At 45.6% G+C, this 20864-nt stretch carries 19 protein-coding genes, 1 riboswitch and 1 other annotated feature; of the genes, 2 read left to right on the plus strand and 17 right to left on the minus strand.

The window, feature by feature from the left end:
• Nucleotides 1-44: 44 nt before the first annotated feature.
• From ADIAL_RS06605 to ADIAL_RS11095, 11 genes are all read right to left on the minus strand, one after another.
• The gene (locus ADIAL_RS06605) at nucleotides 45-1271 is read right to left on the minus strand and encodes a bifunctional 3,4-dihydroxy-2-butanone-4-phosphate synthase/GTP cyclohydrolase II (RefSeq protein WP_269317676.1); all 1227 of its coding nucleotides are present in this window, start codon (nucleotides 1269-1271) and stop codon (nucleotides 45-47) included.
• Entirely contained in the window at nucleotides 1271-1921 is a 651-nt protein-coding gene (locus ADIAL_RS06610) for a riboflavin synthase (RefSeq protein WP_034301611.1), read from the minus strand. Before ADIAL_RS06610 ends, ADIAL_RS06605 begins: the two co-directional genes overlap by 1 nt.
• A 30-nt stretch (nucleotides 1922-1951) precedes the next feature.
• Nucleotides 1952-3064 carry a bifunctional diaminohydroxyphosphoribosylaminopyrimidine deaminase/5-amino-6-(5-phosphoribosylamino)uracil reductase RibD gene (gene ribD / locus ADIAL_RS06615; RefSeq protein ID WP_034301615.1) on the minus strand — a complete coding sequence of 371 codons (1113 nt, stop codon included), beginning with the start codon at nucleotides 3062-3064 and terminating at the stop codon, nucleotides 1952-1954.
• A gap of 216 nt (nucleotides 3065-3280) precedes the next feature.
• A riboswitch (FMN riboswitch) is annotated at nucleotides 3281-3395 on the minus strand.
• 51 nt (nucleotides 3396-3446) lie between these two features.
• Nucleotides 3447-4661: an acetyl-CoA C-acetyltransferase gene (locus ADIAL_RS06620; protein ID WP_034301618.1), complete on the minus strand. Its 1215-nt coding sequence runs from the start codon at nucleotides 4659-4661 to the stop codon at nucleotides 3447-3449.
• A 111-nt stretch (nucleotides 4662-4772) separates the two neighbouring features.
• Nucleotides 4773-5594, minus strand: coding sequence for a MetQ/NlpA family ABC transporter substrate-binding protein (locus ADIAL_RS06625; RefSeq protein ID WP_034301621.1), 822 nt, complete (start codon nucleotides 5592-5594; stop codon nucleotides 4773-4775).
• A gap of 81 nt (nucleotides 5595-5675) precedes the next feature.
• A complete protein-coding gene (locus ADIAL_RS06630; protein WP_155849196.1) occupies nucleotides 5676-6377 on the minus strand; it encodes a methionine ABC transporter permease in 702 nt (233 codons plus the stop codon).
• Nucleotides 6378-7400: a methionine ABC transporter ATP-binding protein gene (locus tag ADIAL_RS06635; RefSeq protein WP_034301624.1), complete on the minus strand. Its 1023-nt coding sequence runs from the start codon at nucleotides 7398-7400 to the stop codon at nucleotides 6378-6380.
• Between the two features lie 272 nt (nucleotides 7401-7672).
• Nucleotides 7673-7977, minus strand: a binding site (T-box leader).
• A 503-nt stretch (nucleotides 7978-8480) separates the two neighbouring features.
• The gene (locus ADIAL_RS06645; protein WP_034301629.1) at nucleotides 8481-9668 is read right to left on the minus strand and encodes an acetate/propionate family kinase; all 1188 of its coding nucleotides are present in this window, start codon (nucleotides 9666-9668) and stop codon (nucleotides 8481-8483) included.
• Between the two features lie 231 nt (nucleotides 9669-9899).
• Nucleotides 9900-10556, minus strand: coding sequence for a copper homeostasis protein CutC (locus ADIAL_RS06650; protein ID WP_051503782.1), 657 nt, complete (start codon nucleotides 10554-10556; stop codon nucleotides 9900-9902).
• Nucleotides 10543-11901, minus strand: coding sequence for an APC family permease (locus ADIAL_RS06655; protein WP_081757726.1), 1359 nt, complete (start codon nucleotides 11899-11901; stop codon nucleotides 10543-10545). Before ADIAL_RS06655 ends, ADIAL_RS06650 begins: the two co-directional genes overlap by 14 nt.
• A gap of 233 nt (nucleotides 11902-12134) precedes the next feature.
• Nucleotides 12135-12719 (minus strand): GNAT family N-acetyltransferase, encoded by a 585-nt coding sequence (locus ADIAL_RS11095; protein WP_051503783.1) that lies wholly within the window; start codon nucleotides 12717-12719, stop codon nucleotides 12135-12137.
• A gap of 157 nt (nucleotides 12720-12876) precedes the next feature.
• Between ADIAL_RS11095 and ADIAL_RS06665 the strand changes: the two genes are divergently transcribed.
• Entirely contained in the window at nucleotides 12877-13530 is a 654-nt protein-coding gene (locus ADIAL_RS06665) for a GNAT family N-acetyltransferase (RefSeq protein WP_034301635.1), read from the plus strand.
• Between the two features lie 88 nt (nucleotides 13531-13618).
• On the opposite strand, the gene ADIAL_RS06670 is transcribed toward ADIAL_RS06665, so the two are convergent.
• Together ADIAL_RS06670 and ADIAL_RS06675 are read right to left on the minus strand one after the other, a co-directional pair.
• Nucleotides 13619-15049 carry a sodium/glutamate symporter gene (locus ADIAL_RS06670; protein WP_034301638.1) on the minus strand — a complete coding sequence of 477 codons (1431 nt, stop codon included), beginning with the start codon at nucleotides 15047-15049 and terminating at the stop codon, nucleotides 13619-13621.
• Nucleotides 15050-15357: 308 nt separating this feature from the next.
• Complete coding sequence (locus tag ADIAL_RS06675) at nucleotides 15358-16356, minus strand: metallophosphoesterase (protein ID WP_051503784.1); 999 nt, start codon at nucleotides 16354-16356, stop codon at nucleotides 15358-15360.
• 154 nt (nucleotides 16357-16510) lie between these two features.
• Here ADIAL_RS06675 and ADIAL_RS06680 point away from each other — a divergent pair, with 154 nt between their 5' ends.
• Nucleotides 16511-17296 carry a hypothetical protein gene (locus ADIAL_RS06680; protein ID WP_034301641.1) on the plus strand — a complete coding sequence of 262 codons (786 nt, stop codon included), beginning with the start codon at nucleotides 16511-16513 and terminating at the stop codon, nucleotides 17294-17296.
• 77 nt (nucleotides 17297-17373) lie between these two features.
• On the opposite strand, the gene ADIAL_RS06685 is transcribed toward ADIAL_RS06680, so the two are convergent.
• The 4 genes from ADIAL_RS06685 to ADIAL_RS06705 form a co-directional block, all read right to left on the minus strand.
• Nucleotides 17374-18291, minus strand: coding sequence for an alpha/beta hydrolase (locus ADIAL_RS06685; protein WP_034301643.1), 918 nt, complete (start codon nucleotides 18289-18291; stop codon nucleotides 17374-17376).
• 44 nt (nucleotides 18292-18335) lie between these two features.
• Nucleotides 18336-19052: a CBS domain-containing protein gene (locus tag ADIAL_RS06690; RefSeq protein ID WP_034301646.1), complete on the minus strand. Its 717-nt coding sequence runs from the start codon at nucleotides 19050-19052 to the stop codon at nucleotides 18336-18338.
• Nucleotides 19053-19497: 445 nt separating this feature from the next.
• Complete coding sequence (locus ADIAL_RS06700) at nucleotides 19498-19944, minus strand: hypothetical protein (protein ID WP_034301653.1); 447 nt, start codon at nucleotides 19942-19944, stop codon at nucleotides 19498-19500.
• Between the two features lie 195 nt (nucleotides 19945-20139).
• Complete coding sequence (locus tag ADIAL_RS06705) at nucleotides 20140-20703, minus strand: NADPH-dependent FMN reductase (protein ID WP_034301656.1); 564 nt, start codon at nucleotides 20701-20703, stop codon at nucleotides 20140-20142.
• Between the last annotated feature and the right edge of the window lie 161 nt (nucleotides 20704-20864).

Consider the following 20864-nt stretch of genomic DNA (forward strand, 5'->3'; position numbering starts at 1 on the left):
CTCCAATAGATGTTTTTATAGTATTTTATTGCCAAAAATCGGTATTAGTATTCCAGGTAATGTCCCATCTTGTCCTGCTTGGTCTTCAGGTAATCCCTATCCTCAGCGAATAAATCCATCTGGATCGGCAGACGTCTTTCAACCGTCAGTCCGTATTTATCAAGACTGGAAACTTTCAGCGGGTTATTGGTCATCAGGTTCAACCGACTGATACCCAAATCGTCAAACATCTGCTTACACTCATAGTACTCCCTTGAATCGACCGGCAAACCGAGCTTCAGATTGGCTTCGATTGTATCATGCCCCTGATCCTGCAGGGCATAAGCCTTAATTTTATTGACCAGTCCAATCCCACGTCCTTCCTGACGCATGTAAAGCAGTACACCACGGCCCTCTTCAGCAATTTTCTCCATCGCCGCATCCAATTGCTGTCCGCAGTCACACTTTTTGGAGCCAAAGACATCTCCGGTCAGACATTCCGAATGAATCCGGCACAGGACCGGTTCACCGTCTGATACATCTCCCTTGACCAGTGCCACATGATGCTCGCCGGTGAACTTGTGCTCATAGGCGTAAATGTCAAATTCACCAAATTTGGTTGGCAGTTTTGCCTTAGATTCCCTGAAAATAACTTGTTCGTGCGCTTTGCGGTATTCGATCAGTTCACTTATGGTGGCCATTTTCATGTCATGTGTTTTTGCAAAGGCCTCCAGGTCATCACGTCTGGCCATCGACCCGTCATCATTCATGATTTCGCAGCACAGGCCAACGGGCTTGAGTCCGGCCAGGCGCATCAAGTCAACCGTTGCTTCCGTGTGTCCGTTTCTGGACAATACACCCCCATCAACCGCTTCAAGCGGAAACATATGCCCTGGCCGCTTGAAGTCTTCAGGCCGGGTACCTTCCTCAACGGTCTTGATTGCAGTCAGTGAGCGCTCCATGGCTGAGATACCGGTGGTTGTGTCCACATGATCGATTGATACAGTAAAGGCCGTCGTATGCTCGTCTGTATTGTAAAGACTCATCTGAGACAGGCCGAGTTTTTTAGTGTAATCTCTGGTCATCGGAATACAGATCAGTCCCCGGGCATACTTTGCCATGAAGTTGACATTCTCCGGACTGGCAAATTCGGCCGCACAGACAATGTCCCCTTCGTTTTCCCTGTCTTCGTCATCTACAATAATCACATTTTTTCCCTGTTTCAGATCTTCCAGCAGGTCTTCGATTTTGTCAAACATCTTGTCACTCCTCTTGTCATTCACTGTCTGCATCAGGCAAAACCGTTATGTTTCAGGTAAGTCTCAGTCAGTTTTTTCTGGTTGTTTTCTTCACTGGATAAGCCCAGCAGTTTTTCCACATATTTTCCAATCAGGTCACATTCCAGATTGACCCGATCTCCTACCTTGTGCTGAAGCAGGGTTGTTTCATCCGCCGTATGCGGAATAATCGACACCTGGAAATCTCGGCCGGAGACTTTAGCAACCGTCAGGCTGATCCCGTCGATTGCAATCGATCCTTTTTCAATAATGTACTTGAGTAGGGACGGATCGGCCTGAACTGTCACCCAGACGGCATTGTCATCTTTTCTGAAATGACTGATGACTCCCGTTCCGTCAATATGGCCGGAGACCATATGTCCGCCCAACCTAGTTTGCAGATTCAAGGCCCGTTCGAGATTCAGACGGCTGCCGTTTTTTAATGCGCCTAGGGCCGTCCGGTCAAGTGTTTCTGACATGACATCAGCCTTGAACGTCTGGCTGTCCATGTCCGTAATGGTGAGACAGACACCATTGGTCATAATGCTGTCTCCAATATGAGCATCCTCAAGTACCTTCTGAGCCTTTACGGTAAGGACACTGGATTTAGCTCCTTTTTGAATACTGCTGATGGTGCCTATCTCCTCTACAATTCCGGTAAACATATTTGACTCTCCTTTGTTCTTTAGTACAGATTAATAGGCGTCACTGCGCCTCTCTTTTATATAAGCCTCAATAAATACATCTTCTTCAATACGGCTGACTTCCATATTACTAATGCCGTATGCCTCATGCATATGTTGGACCCCTTCACCTCTCACCGGGTACAGAGCTTTGTCACCCCCAAGTAGTTTGGGCGCCAGGTAAATATGAAGCTTGTTGACCACTTTAGCTTTTAGAGCAGATGCATTCAGGGTGCCTCCACCTTCCAGTAGAATACTGTCAATCCCTCTGGTCCCACTCAACTGCAGTACTTTTTGGAGATCAACTTGGCCATCTCTTTCAGCAGTTACGATGACTTCGATTCCCATCGACTGCAGGTGCTGTCGTTTACTTGAATCAGCCTTTTCTGTCGTAAAAATAAGCGTTTTAGCTGTGTCCTGTTCTTTCAAAACGGCCGCATCAAAGGGAATTTGGAGCCTGCTGTCCAGAATCAGACGGGTCGGGCTGCTGTAGTCCTCCAGACGGCAGGTCAGCCTCGGATCGTCTGCGAGCACTGTATTGATTCCGACCATAATGGCTGATAAGGTTCCTCTAAGTTTATGCGCATGGATTCTCGAAGATTCAGAGGAAATCCACTGGGATTCCCCGCTTTTAGTTGCGATTTTTCCGTCCAGCGTCATCGCATATTTCATGACAACATAAGGTCTGCCGGTTGTGATGTAGTGATTGAACACCTCATTCAGCTTCAGGCTTTCGGCTTCCAGGACGCCTGTAGTCACGTCGATGCCAGCCTCCTCGAGGCGCTTAATCCCTCTGCCGGCAACGAGGGGGTTCGGATCTTTAGCCGCAATCACTACACGCTTAAACTGCTCTTTGACCAGCAAGTCGGCACAAGGGGGTGTACGGCCGACATGTGAGCAAGGTTCAAGCGTGACATAAATAGTTGCCCCCTTAACAGACTCCTTAGCTGAGCGGACAGCCAAGACTTCCGCATGCGCTTCCCCGGCTTTGTGATGATAGCCTTCACCAATAATTCGGCCATCCTTAACGATCACAGCCCCGACCAGCGGGTTGGGTGAGGTTTGGCCTCTGGCTTTTTCAGCCAGCTTTAATGCTTTTTTCATGTAATCTGTGTCGGTATACATGCTTTCACCTCTAAAATAACCCTGAATCACAGACGGATTCAGGGCTTGGTTTGTTTGTTCACTGGCACACAAAATAATCGCGGCTTCTGCTCAGCTGCCTTGTCCGTAAAAAAAGCCCTGGAATACAATGATTCCAGGGCTCGAGTCAAGACTGCAGCCGTACTTTAATACACCAGACCCAAAGGTCTGACTGCAGACGGATTTTATCTGTGTGTCTCTTGTCTTCTTTCATCCAGACTGTAACTGTCGGCTTCGGAATCTAACCGAATCTGCCTTGCGGCTCGTGGGCTGTACCACCGGTAGGGACTTGCACCCTGCCCTGAAGACTATTTATATGTGTACTTAAAGGATAAATTGAAATCCGTTTTTTGTCAACTGTTAATCATTCGAATTCAGGATTCTTTACTAGTACAGCAACGCCCATGCCGCCTCCGATACACAATGAGGCCAGTCCGTACTTCAGTTTTCTGGCTTTCATCGCATGCACCAGAGTGACCAGAATCCGGTTGCCGCTGGCACCTACAGGATGTCCAAGCGCAATGGCTCCCCCGTTCAGGTTGGTACGCTTTAGCATGTATTCCTTGCTAACACCGAAAGCTTCCGTGATCTCCTGAATGACCCCCAGACTCTGGCTGGCAAAGGCTTCATTCAGTTCAAAGACATCAATGTCCCTGAACTCAATCCCAGCTCGCTTGACTGCCTGTCTGATAGCGGGCGTTGGTCCCAGCCCCATAACAGCAGGGTCTACACCCCCCTGACCGATACCAACGATTTCAGCCAGTGGCTTGAGACCCTGTTCTTTCATGACTTGCTCGCCGACAATCAACGTGGCGCTGGCACCGTCATTGATCCCGGAGGCATTTCCGGCCGTTACCGATCCGTCTTTCTTGAAAGCCGGCCTCAGGCTGTTCAGCTTTTCTTCTGTCGTTTTTCGGTTCGGGTATTCATCCGTATCTACCGTGACCGTCTCTCTTCTTACCTTGGTCTCAACCGGCACGATTTCTGCCTTAAAGGCTCCGCTGTCCAGGGCTTCAATCGCCCGGCTCTGAGATGTAAAGGCGAAAGTATCCTGCTCTTCTCTTGAAAGTGTGTAGCGCTCCACAATATTCTCAGCCGTCACCCCCATGTGGTAGCCTTCGAAAGCATCTGTCAGGGCATCATCCAGCATATGATCTCCCGTCTGATAGCCACCCATCTTGTGTCCGGTCCGAGTATTTCCGGGAATCAGGTAGGGAGCCTGACTCATTGATTCTGTCCCACCAGCAATGATGGCCTGATATTCCCCTGCTTTAATCCCTAAATAAGCCTGCATCACTGTTTTCAGACCACTCCCACAAACCATATTAAGTGAATAAGCCGGTACTTCGACCTGAATCCCAGCTTTGACCGCTGCCTGCCGGGCAACGCCCTGCCCCTGTCCTGCCGGCAGTACATTCCCCAAAACTACTTCATCAATAGAATCAGGAGCGATACCGCTCTGTTCTAGCACCCCTTTTACGGCCAGACTGCCCAGATCCGAGGCAGATACATCTTTCAATGCCCCTAAGAATGCTCCGATTGGGGTACGCTTGGCTCCTGCTATAAATACTTTTGTCATGTTGTACTTCCTTCCTGTTTAAAAGTAAAAAAAGACCACAATCTCATTATTGACGAAGATTGTGATCAAGTAAAGGCATAGGCTGTAACCTTAGGATTTTCTTAAGGTATTTTAGTCTTCAGCGGGTAATACTGCTCCATCCCAAGTGTCCAGGATATACTCCTGTGTTTCTTCAGAACGTAAGACTTCAACCAGTCTTGCAACCAGCTCGTTATCTTCGTCTTCTGAACGAACAGCAACGATGTTGGCGTATGGCGAGGAGCTGTCTTCCAAAGCGATAGAATCATCGATTGGGCTGATGCCCTGGTCCACTGCAAAGTTGGAGTTGATAAAGAATACATCTCCCTCATCTTGATCATAAAGTGTGGTCATCAGGGCAGCATCATACTCGTATTCAAACTGCAGGTCGCGCTCATTTTCCACGATATCGTCAAAAGTCGCATCAACCAGATCGATGGACTCGTCAATTGTGATCAGTCCGGCTTCCTGAAGAATTCCCAAGATACGGCCGTGGTCAGCAACACTGCTTGAAGCGAGGATTGTTGCGCCTTCTGGCAGATCGTCCAGGGAATCGTGGCGGTTGGAGTAGGCACCCATTGGTTCGATGTGAATACCACCCGCGTTGACAAAGTCATAGTCGTTTTCGGCAATCTGTGATTCAAAGTATGGCACGTGCTGGAAGTAATTGGCATCGATGTCACCGTCCTGCAGAGCCATGTTCGGAATCACATAGTCATTGTAGGTTTCGATCTGCAAGTCGATTCCTTCCTCTTCCAGTGTGGGCTGAACAAATTCAAGGATTTCAGCGTGAGGAACATTGGATGCCCCCACTCTAAGTGTTTGTGTTTCTTCTCCTGCACTGTCATCCCCATTGCCGCAGGCCGAAAGCAGTAAAGCTCCGCTCAAAAGTCCCAATCCAATTGTCTTTTTCATGTTATTTCTCCCCTATTCTTTTTTAGTCTGTTTTTTATAAAGTTTGTTCCTAATTGAAGTATGCTGGTCTGTTCTATTGGGTCAGCGCTTATCGATATAGGCGACCAGTCGGTCTCCGATAAACTGAATCACAAAAACGATCAGCAGAATGACAGCTGTTGCCACGAGTGTGACGTTGGCCCGGCCACGTTGGAAACCTTCAAGATAGGCGAGGTTTCCCAGTCCGCCGGCTCCAATCACACCGGCCATGGCTGTAAAGCCGACGATGCTGATGGTCGTGACGGTGATACCGGCCACAATCGACGGTAGGGTTTCTGGTATATAAACCTTCCAAATCAGTTCCAGTTTGGAAGCCCCCATGGATTTGGCAGCTTCGATCACACCCTTGTCCAGATCGCGTAAGGCCGTTTCGACCATCCGTGCATAGAAGGGCGAGGCTGAAAAGACCAGTGCTGGCAGGCCGGCTGTCGGTCCCGTCATGCTGTCGACGATTGCTGTGGTAAATGGTATCAGCAGGACAATCAGGATGATAAACGGGATCGAACGGAAAACGTTGACCAGAACGGACACCGTCTTATACAGAGCCACCGACCAGATGGTCTGATGCTGGCGCGTTTCGTAAAGCAGCAGGCCGAGGATCAGGCCAAGGACAAAGACTATTGCCACTGACACCCCGGTCATGTACAGCGTTTCTGTTGTCGCATTCCAGACCCGATCCCAGCGGACATCCTCAAATCCGGTATATTCTGATAAAATACCTGTTGCAAGTATCTGTCTGATCATTTAAATCACCTCTACTTCCACTGGATACGTTCGAAACAGCTCCAGTGCTTTGTCTTGTTTAGCTTGGTCTCCAAGGATCTGAACCGTCAAGCTCCCGATTGGTGCATTATGGGTGGAGCGGATGCTTCCATGGATAATATTAATATCGGTATCGACCTGGCGGCTGACCTTGGTAATGATTGGAGCCCCTACGTGATCGCCCTGGAAAAGGATGCGCAGAATCTGTCCTTCTGGATAAGCCACTTTGAGCTCCTTCAGAACCAGCTGCGTTTCTTTTTCATCCACTTCTGTATCCTGCTTGATAAAGCGCCGCGTAATTTCCTGCTGTGGGTCTCTGAAAACCTGGAGTACCGGCCCTTCTTCTACAATTTCACCTTTGCTCATCACAGCCATTCGGTCACAGATTTTACGAACAACTTCCATCTCATGCGTGATCATGACAATGGTGACTTTAAGCTGGTCGTTGATTTTAGCTAGCAGTTCCAGTACCTCATCTGTTGTCTGAGGATCTAAAGCGCTGGTCGCTTCATCGCACAGCAGGACTTTCGGATTATTGGCCAAAGCCCGGGCAATCCCTACCCGCTGCTTTTCGCCTCCGGAAAGCTGGGCCGGATAGGCTTTTTCCTTGTCAGCAAGGCCGACCAGCTTGATCAGTTCTCTCGCCCGTTTAACCCTCTCATCTTTGCTGACACCGGCAATTTCAAGCGGAAAGCAGACATTGTCTATAACCGTCCGGCTCCACAGCAGATTAAAGTGCTGAAAAATCATTCCAATCGACTGGCGTTCTTTCCTGAGCTGTTTGTCACTTAAGGGAGACAGCTCCTGTGAATCAATTTCGATTGTTCCAGATGAAGGACGTTCCAGTCCGTTCAGCAGTCGCAGCAAGGTACTTTTACCTGCTCCGGAGTAGCCGACGATGCCGTATATTTCTCCTTTTTTGATGGTCAGGCTAGTATCCTTGACCGCTTCAAATGATTGCTTGTTATTTAAAAATGTCTTCGTTACATTTTTTAAAGTGATCATGCTTGATCTACTCCTTTCTTTTGTAAAGCAGTTACTATAATGTTGAAGGCAGCAAGCTGCCTTCTTCCTGTTCTGCTTAAGTGACTTGAGATTTCAGCTCTCACGGTTTAATCTTTACCTAAACAGGACTATAATCGGTACTTACGCTGTCTGCTTTGATTCAGCTTTAGTGAAACATTGGCGCTTTAGACCTTGAAAGGCCAGTCTTCAACAGTTTACAGTAAGTTGAATCATTTCCATAAAAAAACGCCCTTTTTCGAGCTTTGCACTCAAAAAAGGGCGAATAGGTCTATTCGCGGTTCCACCTTTGTTTACCACTCCATCACTGAAGTGGCCTCTTCCAGTACTTAGATCGTTCTGTTTGCGGACTGACGATTTTATTGAAAATACGTCAGCCGCTGACAGTTCATCTGCATACTTAGGCACGTTACCGGGTGCAACCGGGATAGGCTTATGTTTCCACTCACCTATCCAGCTCAAAGACCATTTTCCAGGCAGACTGTCATGCTCCTTTCCACCATGTAGGAGCTCTCTGAGATGACTTGCTGTTCTGTACTTATCTTTTCATCGCTTACTTATCTATAGTGTTTACTGTTTCTCTGATTGAATAGAAGTCTATCAGAGGCTGAAGATACTGTCAACATTTTTTTTAACAAAATATACCCGCGAGTCGTCTTGATAGCTGTCTCAGGATACTGAAACAGCTGGAAGTGTATATATGCGTATGTTTAGCAGCTGCTTGACTGGCAGTATAGGCAGCTTAGGCAGTTGTGCAGTGGGGCAAGTTGACTCTCGCGGCTATTTTCGTTTGAGTTGGTACGCTGGAGCAGCAGCGGCACAACTCGCGCACCTGATCCCTTCTCAGTTGGAACACTGGCGCGGCAGCGACACAACTCGCGCGGCTGCTCCCTTCTCAGTTGAACTTCCAATATTTCGCGCTCGATTCTTATCTTTTTGATCATCCATGTACCTAGAAAGCATCTTTTTTTTCTTGCCAGTCGGAAACAAGATGCCTTTACTGTCGTTGTGTCCATCGGCAGAGACGATTCTTTCAATCAATTTCCTTTTTCTGTTCTGCTGCTATTTTAACCGCTCCACATCACGGGCAATCATTACTTCTTCATCTGTCGGTATAAGCAAGATTGATACATCCGAATGTTCTGAAGAAATCAGCTTCTCCACTCCCCGACAATCATTTCGCTCCGGGTCGATAAAAGCATTCAGGTAGCTGAGCCCGTTGATTATATGCTCGCGTGTTTGAATATCGTTCTCACCTATACCCGCAGTGAATACAATGGCATCGACCCCATTCATTAAAGCTGCATAGGCGCCGATATACTTTTTGACCCGGTCCTCGAATATCCTTAATGCCAGTGCGGCCTGGGGATCGTCTGCTTCTTTAGCGTGAAGATCCCGCATGTCACTGGACAGACCGGACACTCCTTTAAGACCGGAATCTCTGTTAAGAATCTCGATCATATCACTGATTGCAGTGATTCCCTCTTTCTCCATCAAAAACGGCAGCAGAGAGACATCGATATCTCCTGCGCGAGTCCCCATGGTCAGTCCCGCCAGTGGTGTGAATCCCATTGATGTGTCTACTGACTTGCCGCCGTCTACTGCACAGACAGATGCCCCATTCCCAAGATGGCAGGAAATGATTTTCAGCTCCTCCAGTGGACGATCCAGCATCTCAGCCGCTCTCTGGCTCACATACTTGTGACTTGTACCATGATAACCGTACTTTCTGACATGGTGTTTTTCGTAGAAAGCATACGGGATGCTATAAAGGTACTGAACCTTGTTCATCGTCTGATGGAAAGATGTGTCAAATACTGCCACACTGACAATATCTGGCAGCAGGTTTTTGAATGCCCGGATACCCATGGCATTAGCTGGATTATGCAAAGGCGCCAGCTCCGCCAGCTTTTCGATCTCTGCGAGCACCTCATCTGTCACGACAACCGAATCGGAAAAAGACTCTCCTCCAGCAGCGACCCGGTGTCCAACGCCTGTAATTTCCTTAAAATCTTTAATAATTTGCTGTTCGATCAGCTGCTTCAGCAGCAGCTGTACCGCTTGGTCATGGTCAGCTATATCAGCTGTTTTTTTCACAGTCTCCCCATCCCCATCCGTCACAGAAAACAGTGATTCTGGCAGTCCGATCCTGTCTACCATGCCGGAAGCCAGAACAGACTCCTCCGGCATTTTGTATAACTTCCACTTCAAACTGGAACTTCCCGCATTGATTGCCATTGTCTTGAACATAAGCGACCCCTCTTTAAATAGTTTAAGTAAACGCCTTCATAAAACCAGTCTAGCACAGTCTAATAGGCAAACAATTAGCAAGTATTTATAGGAGCTATTAGAAAAACTTTAGCCTGTCCCCACAGTTGGATTTTACAGACTCAGTACTGTCCTGTTTCCATTTAATGCACATGGTCTGCAACTGCAAAAAAAAAAAGACCTCCGAAGTAAACTCTGCGGAGATCTTTACGTCTATTTAGAAACGAATTTAATAATGCGGGTGCCGTGAAACTGATCTGCATGGATAAGGCGGCTGGCTTCCAATAGATTGGCATAGTGGATGCCACCGCCCGGCAAGATATGCATTTCAGAACCCGCTGCTTTAATCAGCTGATTGATCCAGTCAGCATGTTCAAGGGCTGTTCCCGACAGGCCTCCTCTAGTCAGTAAGCGGCTGATGCCAGCAGCAGCGAGATTCTTGACTGCCTCCATTTGGACCTCTCTGGAGAGCTGATCAAAAGCCATATGAAAAACGGCCTGTCTGTCTCCTGAAAGAGCAGTCAGCTCTTTAATAAAAGGCCAATCCACATCCCCCTCATTTGTCAGTGCGCCAAAAACAATGCCATCCACACCTGCCTGAAGAGCTTGCCTGGCCTGCTGTTTCATGACTGCTTTTTCAGCATCCGAAAAGATGAAGTCTCCGCCTCTTAGACGAACGATCGAAACGACTTCAACCTGATGCAAGTGAGCAAACCGGGTTACGGTTTCTATTGTTTTTGTTTGGGGGGTGAGTCCACCTAGAGCCAGCTGGTCACACAGTTCAATGCGTCTTGCGCCGCCTGCGATGGCCTGCACCAGGCCTTCACCGTTTTCACAGCAGAATTCCTTTAACAGCTTATTCGTGACCAAGCTTGTTGCCGTTTCTTATGGCATACAGGTAGCCAAAGACACATACCAGTGCAGAGAAAAGAATGAAGACTGGCATGTAGACCGGATTGGAGAACCAGCCGCCGAGAAGAATTGTCAGCGACCCGACTGTTCCCATAATTGGAGCAAAAGCTCCAAGGAACCAGTTGTTAATGACTTTCTTTCTGCCTAGCTGCAGGACTTTTATATACAAAATAATGTAAAGGACATAACTGAAAACAATGGCGATTTCACTGATATCTCCGCCTGCCAAGATATCCCAGCGCTGCGTAATGTAGTGAATGATCAGCCAGAAAACCGTCAATCCGTATGCAGTCAGCGCTGCGTAAGGTGACAGTCCCTTTTCTTCATTACGGACACTGATTTTTGAACTCATCGGCATCATATTTTTAGCGGCCAGCGTATAAGGCAGACGAATGTAGCCCAGACTGATCCCATTAACCACACCCATGATTGAAATCAGCACAAAGCTCAGCAAAATCCGTTCGCCATAAATACCAAACAGAGACTGCCCTGCCTGAGCGATTGCTTGGTCTCCAGCTGACAGAATAAATTCAACGCCTACAATGGCAATCAGGCCGAGAAAGAAGGCTAGATAAACAGCCAAAACAATCAGAGGCCCCACTGTCAATGCAATCGGCATCGTTCGGCGGTGTCTTCTGACTTCTTGCGTGATGGTCGTGGAGACGATCCAGCCGTCAAAAGAAAAGGCCACAGGTACCAGAGCTCCTAGCCAAGCCCAGCCGACATCACTTGACTGGACCAGGCTGACGCCTTCAGGCAATGATGGAGCTGACTGTGTCCAGAAAACACCGGCCAGGCCAATACCAATTAGCGGGATCATTTTCAGAACTGTCGTGATATTTTGAAAGCGTCCGCCAAATTTGTAGGACAAGTAGTTCATCCCAAAGAAAAACGTCATATAGAAAAAGCCAAGTAGGACCTGAAGTTCCAACGTGTTCGGCAAATCAAACAAAATCAGCGTATAGATACCTGAAACCCAACTGACGATCGCTGTAATCGTCGGGAAGTAAATAAATAGCTGGAACCAGCCGAAAGCATTCGCCGCTCTTGGAGATACGAATTCTTCATAATAAGAGACGACCCCTCCTCTCATAGATGATAAACTGGCTAGCTGGGACAGCGTAATGCTCCCGAAAATGACACAGAGTGCACCGATAATAAAAACTAAAATACCTAAACCGACATTTCCTCCGGTAGCAATCAGTATTTCATCAGCCTTGAAAAAGATTCCCGAACCGATACTGATCCCTACAATCATAGAGACGGCAGTGCCCAAACCGTAATGCGTTTTTTCTTTCATCATGATTCCCTCCTTTTTTAGCCCTTAGGCAAATAAAATCACATTACATCACTATAGCAAAGTCGCCTTTTAAAATAAAGACAGAACTCCCCCATTTTTCACTTTGTATAGAAGAGATAATGCTGATCGGATCACAAGCTATCCTGGGCTTTTTTATTTCTACTGTTCATTTGCTCTGTTCATTTAAAAAATAAAACATGTTAAAGCAAACGATAGTAAATTAAGTTATTTATAGTTTAATTTATCTTTTTGACCATAAAGTAATATTTCTCACTTTTATTATTGTCTGTTTTTTTATAGCCCATCTTTTCATACAGGTGAATGGCACGGTTGTTGCCCTTGAGTACAAAAAGTGTCAGCTTCGTCAGTCCCCCATCCTGTTCTAAACGTTCGGCTAGCTGGTTCATAATGAAATGACCGATTCCCTGATTCTGAGAAGCATGGCCGACCGCTATAAAATCGATATAGACCTCTCCTGTTTGAGGGAGATGACTGGTTTCCAGGGCAACTTGCATAAAACACAGAAAAGATTTCAGACCGATATGCTTGATGACTGCCAATGTCTTAGCCAGCAGGCGCAGACTGACTCTATTTTCCTGATGCTTTGTCACTCCGAAGGCTGCTACAATATGGTTATCCTGCCAAACAGTATAGACAGTCATTCCGTACTGCTCAGCTTCCTGGATCCAAAGCAGCTTTAAAATAGTTTGTACCTTGTATTTGCTAAGTTCCGCCTTTACGGTGAGCTTGTCATAAAATGCATCGGTTACGAGCTCGCTGACCTTTTCGATGTCTCTCTCATTCATTCTTTCTATGCGCATAAGCACAGCTCCTCTCCTTTCCGGTCCTCTACTATCTTTGTCTTCAGTTTAGCAAGTCTGCCCACATTTTGCTTTCTTGACAGCTCTAAGGATTTTTTTTGAAGCCTTCCTTGCCTGTGCTATACTGATAGAGAATCAAACACAAGGAGTAGAGATCATGACTGCAGAAACTACCCACTACCGACCGATTGAAAAGAAAGATTTTAAGGCTTTGATAGAACTGATTTGCAAAACCTGGAACTATGAGACCTTAACCACTCCCTTTATTGCCAGCAAACTGGCAGCGGTATTTCTCTTTTCAAGTCTGGCCCATCACAGCTACAGCCAGGTCGCTGTTAAAGACGGACAGATTGTCGGTCTAATCGCCGGACGAGATAACGATGTGCCCTTTGAACACAATGCCTATTACTTGCTCACCGCCTGGAACATCTTTCTCCTGCTCTTCTCAAAAAGTGGCCGTGAAGCTTTTCAGTCCTACAAGCGTTATTTAAATATCAGCGAGTCCTTGCTGAAGCAGACGCATGAATCCTACGACGGCGAGCTACTCATGTTTGCTGTAGGCGATGCGGTCAGAGGTACGGGTATCGGTTCCCGCTTGTTCAGCCTATATCTGGACTTTTTAAGAAATAAAGGAGCACGTACGTTCTCTCTTTTTACAGATACTCAGTGTAACTACAGCTTTTACGAAATGAAAAAGCTCAAGCGGATTGGTGTCGTCAGCCGAAAAATGCCTTTTCTTAACCAGGAAATAATTTTTTTCCTTTATCGTGGCGATCTCAAGACTATCTTACCTTCCACCAATATGGACTAATAGCAAACAGGCGTGCAGCAGCGTCGGCAGTTTTTGAGCACCAGGCTCTTATCTGACGACAGCCGCTGCGCGCCTGTTTTATGATTGTTTATTCAGTTGACTTGCCTGTTTGCCTGTTTGGGCCAAACTTCACCAATCCAAAAATAAGGAATGCCAGAGCAATCACTGACGAAATAATCAGGAAAACTACAGGACCAAACTGGTACATAAAGGGCAGAGAAGCAGCCGTCACTAGTCCCCCTCCGACGAATGGCTCAAATAAGATTTGTTTGTAGCCAAAGCCCATTAAAGCAGGAGTCTGGTACTCTGGGTCTGCAATCTTCATCAGTAACAGACCTGTTGCGGTCATCCCGGTAGCCTGACCGAAGTCTCCGAGACCTCTTTCAAACCAGTATTCAGGTATCATTCTTGGTCCCAGATAAAGGAATGCGAAAACGTTCCAGGCTGTCGCAACAATCGCCAGCAGGATGAAGGGCAGGAAATTGTCGCCGATGACCTGTAGCGACAGAGTCGCCAGGGCCGATACCAGCAGGACGTCCAGTGCAAAACCAGAAATTTTCGAAATCAGACTCTGATCGATATACATATGGATATCCAGCCGGTCAAAGACGACTTGCACAATCACCCCACCGATCATAGCGAGCGGGAAAAGTGGGACATAAGGAAATAGCAGAACGTCGGTCCATGCTCCCCAAGTGCTGGCTTCCAGCAGAATCAGTCCCTGCTGAAGGATGTAGCCGATCATGATCGCTACAGCAATGAGAGACAGGTGCAAGGCAAGCGGTTCAATCGCTTTTGCTTCCTTGACTTCCGGTTCCATTTCAAAACCGTAGGATTCACCCAAACGTTCCTTTTCTTCCTCCGTAAAGTATTCCTTTCCGCCGACATGCTTGGCAAAGCCTTTACGGTAGCCGATATTAATAATCAGAATACCAGCCACGACACCGACCAGGATTCCAATGGTGGCCAGCCCCAGAGCCAGGTCTGCTCCTTCAGAAAATCCAAGACTGTCGAACGTATTCGCTAGTCCAGCAGCAGTCCCGTGACCGCCGACAAAGCTGATCTCAATCAGTGCTCCAGCGAGCGGATTTGTTCCAAAAAGAGGGGTAAGGACCAAAAGTGTCAGCAAAATACCAATCACATACTGTCCCCAAGAAACGGTCTGACCCATAACAATCTGAGGTCCGGCTACACGCCAGATTTTTTTAACACTGGGTACTTTTTTACCTAAAAATAGTGCCGCAAAGACAATATTAATAAACATTCCTGGAAGTGGACGCCACACATCCAGTATAAACTCTGGAATCAGTCCATTATAAAAAAGCGAGCTTTCCGACAGAAACTGAGAAGTCAGCCTTCCCAGCAAGTCCGGTCCAACAATCAACGCAATGAAGCCGGCAATGATTGAACTCGGTAGGAACAGATCACGCAGCCACTTTGTATGTAATCGCACAACCTTCCCTATGATCAAGAAGACCCCAATCATCATAAAGCTAAAACCCACCATATTTGGTGACATAAATCATTCCTCCTATAAATAAACACACATAAATGTAGTCATGTTTTTTTATTATAATCTAATTTTTCAGTGCAGACAACTTTTGTGATTTTGTAAACGAATAAAATAACGGAACAGGTCTTTTGCCGGACACTTTTTGTCCACAAAAAAAGCTAACAAGCTGCTTGGACAGATCCTAAAACAGAGACCTAAAGAGTGCCTTCAGTCTGTCTTTCAAGTTGTCTTCATACAGTTGCCAACTTTATCCGTCAGTACAAAAACTGACTGGTTGTCTGTTTCTGACTATTCTCATTTTGAGTTTTTAGTTCTCAGTTTTTGCTCATATCGTCTTCCCTGAATGAGGCCCGCTCTTCACGCTGTTCTTTTGTCCGCTGCAGTTTCAACTCAGATAGATACTCGATTACTTCTTTTGGTTTTCTAGTATCAAAATTCTCAATTGGTTCAGGCCCGCGCATCGTTTCACGCCGGATTCGAAGGTTACCATTTTCGTCCACTTTCTCTTTCCAGCGGACCAGACGAATCATTCCCTCAGTTAGTTCCAGGGCGGTAATACTAGCCGGATAAATACCACATCCAGTATTAAAATAAGGAATTTCCTTGTTTTTAGGAAATTTAAAACGGTGGGTGTGTCCACAAATCAATACCCGACGGTGCTTCTCAATCCATTTGCTGTAATTCCGTTCGATTTTATGGCGCTTGCTGACATTCTTAACCGGACTGGCAGGATTTTTGATCCCGACACGATGAAAAAAACGCCAGAAATACTTAATAGACAGCATGGTGAAGAACCAGAACTGATCGTTGGGCGCATCTCCCTGATGCCCGTGAATCACAAACAGTTCCTGACTGGTCATCCTGTGCTTGAGCACAACAGATTCCAGCGGCTGAATGCCTTTTAAAAAATCGAAAAATTCCTCATTGTACTCATCATAGTTGATGTAAAGGTTTTTTCGTACATATTTGGGATTATCGAGATAGATATCATGATTGCCAAATATACGTATATAGCGGCCTTTGTCGAAAAACTTTTTAATGACCTTGTACGTATCCACATGGGCATTCTTGATATGTTCCATGTGAGGATACTCCAGCAGCTCCTCTCCATCTCCGACTTCAAAAAAAGTATAATTGTTTTCGTAATACTCGTTTAAAGCATGTGCAAACAAATTGCGACTTTTCAGAAATTCATCTGATGTGCTGCCGTCTCCTCTATGAGCATCGCTCATAAAGACGATTCGAGACTGGTCGTCAAAATACATTTCTTTTGCCTGCTTATAAGCCTCAGTAAGCCTTTTTTGTGTAAACATCTGCCTGCACCTCCACTATTCTTGCTTCCATTCCAGTATACGCTATTATTCTATTAAAAAGAAAATACAATGCGCAGAGATTTACAGAAACCCAATGACAGAATCAAATGAATGTGTTAAGGTGTGTTTGAGCTAAAATGATTGGAGTGGGCCAATGAGAGACAACTTGAATACGTTTAATAAGCATCAGCCAACCAGTAGCATCCAACAAAGACAGTCTGTTTCAACCGAGACAGAGCCGGCAGAAAGCAGAGCAACTTTTCAGTCGACTCAAGGAGACAAACCCTTCCCTCAGTCAAGAACAGTCCGTCCAGTATTTCAGTCTCTTCTTCCCCTCTTAAAACGAAAAGAAAAACCAGCATCAACTAAACCTGATGCTATCGGCTTCACAAAAACTGATCAGGTTCAACAGGAACTGCCGGTGACTCATCCGGCAGAAAAAATGGTCAGGCGATTATTAAAACGCTATCCCATCGATAAAAAACTAGTCAGGAAAACAGTAGTGCTGGAGCAGTACACCTATGACGAGATGAATTTGATTCAGAAAAAAGTCGTATCCTGTCTAGACAGACACGAGCAGTCTATGAGCAAATCCTCACAAACACTCAGACCTGATGAATTTTTTGCCTGTCTAAATGAAGCGGAATCCTCTATCCAAGAAGTTTATGACGCCCTTCAGGCTTATTCTTTTCTTGTAATGAAAGACATTAATGTTGTAGAAGACTACCACAATTTTATGACCGACAAAGACCAGCTCATCAAGCAGTTTGTCCACAGGCATTTTTCTGATTGCATTATGCGGGCCAATGCGTCGGAGATGAACATGGGGAAACATCTGCTTAAGGATGAATATGAGCAGCTGAGTCTTTATTTTGAAGGACTTTCAGAGACTGCTCTGGAATCTATCCAGTCAATCTGGCACTCTGCGTTGTCCAGGTGATATTTATTTTTGGCCCCTATTTTTTAATTCAACACAGCCTAAAAAACAGCCTGGAAGCCTATGAATCTTCCAGGCTGTTATGGTGCTTTCAGCAGAGTATGAAAAAAACGACACTGTTCCATGTTGAATACCCTTGCCTCATCCAGATTAATATTGCAGTGAAAAACATGATGCAAGTGAACATCTTCAGCTGTCCCATATTTCTCAAACCGGACAGCTACACCTTTCTTTCTAAGCATATCAGCCATTGGGTAAGACTCCTGCTTAAGAAAGTCATTTTCTGCAGTCATGATAAAGACCGGCGGGAAACCTTCATCTATATAGCTTACGAAGTCCAGTTCTTCTTTATGGCGCAGCCAGTTTTTTCCCAGGTAATCCTTCAGCAGATAGTTCAACTGCACTTGAGGATCTTTCGGATTAGTACTGACTGCTGAAGAGAGTTTACTGGAAAGATCAAACAAACCACAATTCAGCCCCAGTCCCCTCAATGACAGCTCCTCGGTCACTTCTATACCCAACAGCTGCCGGTATGCAGGTGATTTGAGCAATACCGCCTGCTGCATTGCCAGCTGAGCTCCTACTGAATCTCCTACAAAAAAAATCTTTTCCTTGTCGATAAAGTAAGTTTCATGATTATGAGCGATCCAGTGAAGCACAGCGTTTAACTCTTTCAGCGGCTCTGGATACTTTTTTCTGGGAGCCAATGTGTAGCTACTGTTAACAAAAACAAAGCCCTGTCTAGCCATGTACATGCCGTAGTGCATGTAGTTTTTCTTTGAACCATATACATAGCCACCGCCGTGAAAATTGACAAGCACTGGCAGCTTTTCATTTGTTCCTTTGGGGTAATAAATATCAAGCTGATTATATTTCCGGGATTTACCGTACCGGATATTGTAGTGGGCATTTATTTCCGGATCAACCTTGAGTGTCTTATCCCTTTTCCGATCACTTAAAGCTGACAGCATCCTGAACCCCATTGCCGCAATTGACATAATTTTCCTCCCCCGTTAGACTTGTCTCTTTTGTTTAGTCAGCTTTACTTGTTGGCAACGACTTTAGGAATATCCCAAGGCGTAATGATACCGATCAGATCGTCCTTTCCAGTGATTGATCCCTGTCTGGAAATGAGTAGGGTAAAAGAAAAATGGCCGTCCTTCATCTGCCTTTGAAAAACTTCCTCAATGTCAAAAATAGAGGTTTCCTGTGAAATAACCCTATAAAAGTCCCGGTCATCTTCAAGCATTAATATTTGCCTCACTGTCGTGTTCATCAAATTTCCCATCTCCTGACCTTTAGCTCTCGCAATATATTTTGTAATGCCGACGGATGACAGCATACCCGCGAGTTCTGCTCCATCAAATACAGGAAACTGGGTATAACGAACCCGGCTCACCGTATTTAGCACTTTGTCCAAAGGATCGTCAATATTGAATGTCCGAACTCTTTTAAGAAACAGATCTTTCACTTTTTTGCTGTATTTGATTTGCTGGGTGACCCATTCAACCTCTCTGATCAGCGCATCACTCGGGTAGGCAGCAACTTCCCCCTCAAGCGAATGATGTATCAGCAAGTTTCTCAATTCTCTGTAAAAGTCAATTTCTGTAGTATAAGCCTTAACCACTTTATCTTTCTTTTTGTTTGCCAATCCCATCAGCTCACCAAAATGTGTTTCCCGGCGACGATTGACTCTGTAAGCAATAACCGTATGCAGTTCATTAAAAGCATGCATGAACCTCTGATAATTATCCTTCATCCGACTCCCCCCACACTCAGGATTTTAAATAGTTCATAACACTGTGTTTGTTGACAGACGTTCTTTGTACAGAACTTGGCCGATTGCGTTGCCTTCCAAAGTAGTTTTAATTGAAAAAGTGCAATCTTTTCTTTCACATCTGCTGCTTCTCCATTGATTGGAACTTCCCGACTCACTACAGTGCGCATTAGGTGCCGGACATTCCATTTCAATTCAATTCCGACGGTCGTTTCATTGTTTAAGCCTGCTTTTCATTGACGCCATGGCGGTGTTTTTCATACAGGTGATCATGGATGGTGTCGGCGGATCCCTAGATTCAACAGTTGATGCTGTTTCCTCCGATATGGCGGTAAAGACACGCTTCAGCAGGTCAGAAAGCTGTCTTCTTCCCTATTTTACTCAATGAGAAAAAGACTCCAGGCAATTAACCTGGAGTCTTGATTACCTACTTGGCTTGCAACTTTCTTATAGGCCGACCTTCATTGTCATAGACATAGTTTCTTAACTTAGTGGAGTCTGCCATTGCCTGAATCAGTCTATCCTGATACGGCTCAGCCAGCTCTTCAAACAGATAGGCTTCTTCATGCAGATTGTGTCTGGAGCGCAGTGCCTCGATTTCACCCTTTTTACGCAGCTTATATTTCTGACTAGGCAACGGCTTATCAATGGTCCGCTTTTCTATCCGATAAAAATGGTCATCGTCCTGATAAATGATTTCCAAAGCGCCTGAATTGGTTCGCTTATATTCAGCATGAGGGTAATCTTCTTTATGAAGTTCCCACCAGGCTTTGATCCCGTTGATTGCTTCCTCTTCATTTGAATAGCTGCCGTGTTCTTTTTTCACGTTACTTAGTCGGTTTTGCCAGTAATTGGTATACACTGTCTGTTCCATTCACTTCACTCCTTTAAATAACTTATCATTAGTTTACTCCTTATATGAAAAATTTCAAATGATATCGTATTCAAATAAAAACAGACTCACCGGATTCAGTTCGTGTTCCTAGATGCTAGACAAAAAAGACCGCTTGTCCGATTGTTCAACAACCGGGCAAACGGTCTCTTGCTATACTGCCTATTGTGTTACGGTTTAGCTTCTAACCGATTGAAGCCCTCTGCTCCAGTTTACTGTCGTATCCAATACGGCTTGAATCGTTGGGTTGTGTACATCAGACGGCCTAAAAGTAGACATCTCTTCAAAATCTGTAAAAAGATTGAAGCCTCCTGTCGGTCCAACTGTAGCAACGTTGGCATTGGACAAAATCGTACGCAAGCTTAAAGAAGCAGCTACACCCATAGTAGATCCATAAGCAACAATTCCTGCCGCCTTATTGGACCATTCTGAAGCCAGGTGGTCGATTGCATTTTTTAATGAAGGCGTAATCGATTTATTGTACTCTGGTGTCACAAAAATAAATCCATCCAGTCCATCAACTTTAGCGGACCAGTGATTTGTCGCTTCCTTGTCATATACTTTGTTAGCCATAGCAGGCGGGACCGTTTCATTGAACATTGGCAGGTCATAATCTTTGATATCTACAATTTCAAACTGGGCACCATCAATCATTTTTGATTTTTCCAGAATATATTCTGCAACCTGCAAGTTGACGCGGGCATCCCGTGTGCTTCCTGTAATAATTCCTATTTTCACCATACTTGATCGTCTCCTTCTCTTTTCTTCTATATCATATTGCTGACTTTTTGTAAGTCAGCTACTCAATCATTATAGGATATATTGACTTCGAAATAAACCAACAGTATAGTAAAAGTGTTGCTTACTTGCCTATAACCCTGACCGGATTAAGCATTTGACAT

The organism is Alkalibacterium sp. AK22, from assembly GCF_000585255.1.
Lineage (GTDB): Bacteria > Bacillota > Bacilli > Lactobacillales > Carnobacteriaceae_A > Alkalibacterium.

Bases quoted from the DNA above. Each gene is read 5' to 3' on its own strand.
- ADIAL_RS06605 (WP_269317676.1), bottom strand. From the start codon at position 1,271: ATGCAGACAGTGAATGACAAGAGGAGTGACAAGATGTTTGACAAAATC.
- ADIAL_RS06610 (WP_034301611.1), bottom strand. From the start codon at position 1,921: ATGTTTACCGGAATTGTAGAGGAGATAGGCACCATCAGCAGTATTCAA.
- ribD (WP_034301615.1), bottom strand. From the start codon at position 3,064: ATGTATACCGACACAGATTACATGAAAAAAGCATTAAAGCTGGCTGAA.
- ADIAL_RS06620 (WP_034301618.1), bottom strand. From the start codon at position 4,661: ATGACAAAAGTATTTATAGCAGGAGCCAAGCGTACCCCAATCGGAGCA.
- ADIAL_RS06625 (WP_034301621.1), bottom strand. From the start codon at position 5,594: ATGAAAAAGACAATTGGATTGGGACTTTTGAGCGGAGCTTTACTGCTT.
- ADIAL_RS06630 (WP_155849196.1), bottom strand. From the start codon at position 6,377: ATGATCAGACAGATACTTGCAACAGGTATTTTATCAGAATATACCGGA.
- ADIAL_RS06635 (WP_034301624.1), bottom strand. From the start codon at position 7,400: ATGATCACTTTAAAAAATGTAACGAAGACATTTTTAAATAACAAGCAA.
- ADIAL_RS06645 (WP_034301629.1), bottom strand. From the start codon at position 9,668: ATGTTCAAGACAATGGCAATCAATGCGGGAAGTTCCAGTTTGAAGTGG.
- ADIAL_RS06655 (WP_081757726.1), bottom strand. From the start codon at position 11,901: ATGATGAAAGAAAAAACGCATTACGGTTTGGGCACTGCCGTCTCTATG.
- ADIAL_RS11095 (WP_051503783.1), bottom strand. From the start codon at position 12,719: ATGCGCATAGAAAGAATGAATGAGAGAGACATCGAAAAGGTCAGCGAG.
- ADIAL_RS06665 (WP_034301635.1), top strand. From the start codon at position 12,877: ATGACTGCAGAAACTACCCACTACCGACCGATTGAAAAGAAAGATTTT.
- ADIAL_RS06670 (WP_034301638.1), bottom strand. From the start codon at position 15,049: ATGTCACCAAATATGGTGGGTTTTAGCTTTATGATGATTGGGGTCTTC.
- ADIAL_RS06675 (WP_051503784.1), bottom strand. From the start codon at position 16,356: ATGTTTACACAAAAAAGGCTTACTGAGGCTTATAAGCAGGCAAAAGAA.
- ADIAL_RS06680 (WP_034301641.1), top strand. From the start codon at position 16,511: ATGAGAGACAACTTGAATACGTTTAATAAGCATCAGCCAACCAGTAGC.
- ADIAL_RS06685 (WP_034301643.1), bottom strand. From the start codon at position 18,291: ATGTCAATTGCGGCAATGGGGTTCAGGATGCTGTCAGCTTTAAGTGAT.
- ADIAL_RS06690 (WP_034301646.1), bottom strand. From the start codon at position 19,052: ATGAAGGATAATTATCAGAGGTTCATGCATGCTTTTAATGAACTGCAT.
- ADIAL_RS06700 (WP_034301653.1), bottom strand. From the start codon at position 19,944: ATGGAACAGACAGTGTATACCAATTACTGGCAAAACCGACTAAGTAAC.
- ADIAL_RS06705 (WP_034301656.1), bottom strand. From the start codon at position 20,703: ATGGTGAAAATAGGAATTATTACAGGAAGCACACGGGATGCCCGCGTC.